Below are 2,060 nucleotides of genomic sequence, written 5' to 3'. Positions count from 1 at the left end.
TGCTGTCCGATAAAACTCAAATAGCGCAATAAAGTATGGCTCGAACGCTGATTTTACGGTGTTCGAGTCTTCTTTTTCCTGACTTTATCATTGCGTCACCCAAATCATAACTCTAACCAATCATCAGTATCAATGAGGTACGCTATAGCTCTCTCCTCCTCTGTGAGGCAGAGAGTTTTTGTTATAGTGTCTTTATTCTCCGGACGTGCAATCTCAATAGTAACTATAGTCTCGGCTATCTTGAGTGTTTCATCTACAGAGTATGGACACCCAGACAATTTTAATAGCCTTTCAAGTTCCTTGTATACTTTCAAAGCAACGAAACATATACAAACATGAGCCTCAATTCTTCTTGGCGTGAAATGGAACATCGGTCTTACATCCAGCGTACCTTTGGTAATACGAAACGACCGTTCCACATTCCATAGATTCTGATAGGCTTCATAGACTTTCTCTGGACTTAGATCCGTATTTGTCTTATACCCTTTTAATCCATCTCATATTGCATCTTCCTTTATCTTTTCCTCATCTATACTGACTGTAATTCCAGAACTGACTGAAAGGAACTTGTTGTAGCCTCGTTTGTTGATGTCCGCCTTCGTCAGTGTTCCCTTAGAAAAACGTTTTCTTAGCCTTTCCACACCTTGTTCTCTATCGAATGCGTTCTTCTTTGCCCTTTCATCAGAGTATCCAACAATAAGCCTGTCTCCATCCGGATATTTGATATCATTGAACACCCCACACCGACGCTCTGTTGCAATTATTTTCTCCATTATCCGGCCGGATTCCTTCTTTATCCTGGCACCTATTATATACTTATATCCACCATCACGGAGTAGCTTTACATTCTTTGCGCTCATAAGCCCGGAGTCTGCAATTACTACAAAATCATTGCCGAGATTGAATCTTTGAACAAAATCATCTACGATGGGAAGCATTGTATATCCCTCATATTGTGAACCGTTAAACAGAGAATAAGACAAGGGATATCCTCCACGACTGACAAGAAGTCCTAAAACTACTTGTGAATTTGCATTTTTACCATCTTTGGAAAAACCGGATTCCCGTAACTTGTCCTTATTCGTTGTCTCAAAATAAAGGGTTGTGACATCGTAGAAAAGTATCCCTAAATTCCCGCCAAACAATCCTTTTGTATGCTTAACACTTATCTCCTGCACGAGTTCCTGCTGGGTATTATATAGTTTATCGAGATAACGATAAATCTTCTGTAAACTGACCTCTTCCTTGAAATGCCGTCTCAGATAATCCACTGTGGCCTTCTTGCTCATAGGAGAGCATATTCTGGATACTACAAGATGACGTAGTTCTTCATCCTGTATGATATTGAATCCGATTTTATCGTAAACTTTATTGATGATTCTCTGAGGTGAATTCAGAGAAGTACTTATTATATTGGATACTATGTACTCAGTCATTGAATTCTCTTCCCGTCTTAGTTTTTCACACTCATCATCAGGGAAGCTTATGGTTTGCTGTCCACCGTAATGGGCTATCCAATTCTTTCCTTCATTTACAAGTTGACTAATTTCATCCTCGGTTGTACCCACACCTATGACATGGAGTTCCGTAAATCTACTGGAACTCTTATCGGCGACGACAACACTGGTCGAGCCGGATCGATTCTTTTTCCTACGCACAAACATAGCACGAAGATACAAAATTCCCGTGCGTCACCCAAATTAGACTTAAAAACACTGCTACAGATATCTATAGGGCAGGTTCATGAGAAAATTTTAAAAAAGTGATAAAGTCAGGAAATTCAAGCAACTGAACAACCTTTTGTTTTAGACAATTATGATACATTATTAGAGGGATTCAAAAAGAAGGAAGCCGAAAGACAGGTGAAAATCATGGATGCTATTCGGAAATATGTAACTATCAAAACAGCACCTTATCTCTCTAAAGAAGCTATTGCCACGCTGATTGCCAATATAGAATATTATTGCTGTCCGATAAAACTCAAAATAGCGCAATAAAGTATGGCTCGAACGCTGATTTTACGGTGTTCGAGTCTTCTTTTTTACTTTACAAGCCCCCTC

General features: G+C 39.4%; 2 pseudogenes. One reads left to right on the top strand and one right to left on the bottom strand.

Annotation, left to right across the window (positions count from 1 at the left end):
• Nucleotides 1-104 precede the first annotated feature (104 nt).
• Nucleotides 105-1,664: pseudogene (locus NSB03_RS20435) on the bottom strand (IS1634 family transposase).
• A 117-nt stretch (nucleotides 1,665-1,781) separates the two neighbouring features.
• Here NSB03_RS20435 and NSB03_RS20430 point away from each other — a divergent pair.
• Nucleotides 1,782-1,970 (top strand): annotated as a pseudogene (locus tag NSB03_RS20430) (hypothetical protein); the annotation flags it as partial.
• Nucleotides 1,971-2,060: the final 90 nt, after the last annotated feature.

This window comes from Bacteroides acidifaciens, from assembly GCF_024623065.1.
GTDB lineage: Bacteria > Bacteroidota > Bacteroidia > Bacteroidales > Bacteroidaceae > Bacteroides > Bacteroides acidifaciens.
Note: the sequence above shows the minus strand (reverse complement) of the source record. Positions and strands in the feature narration are given on the sequence as shown.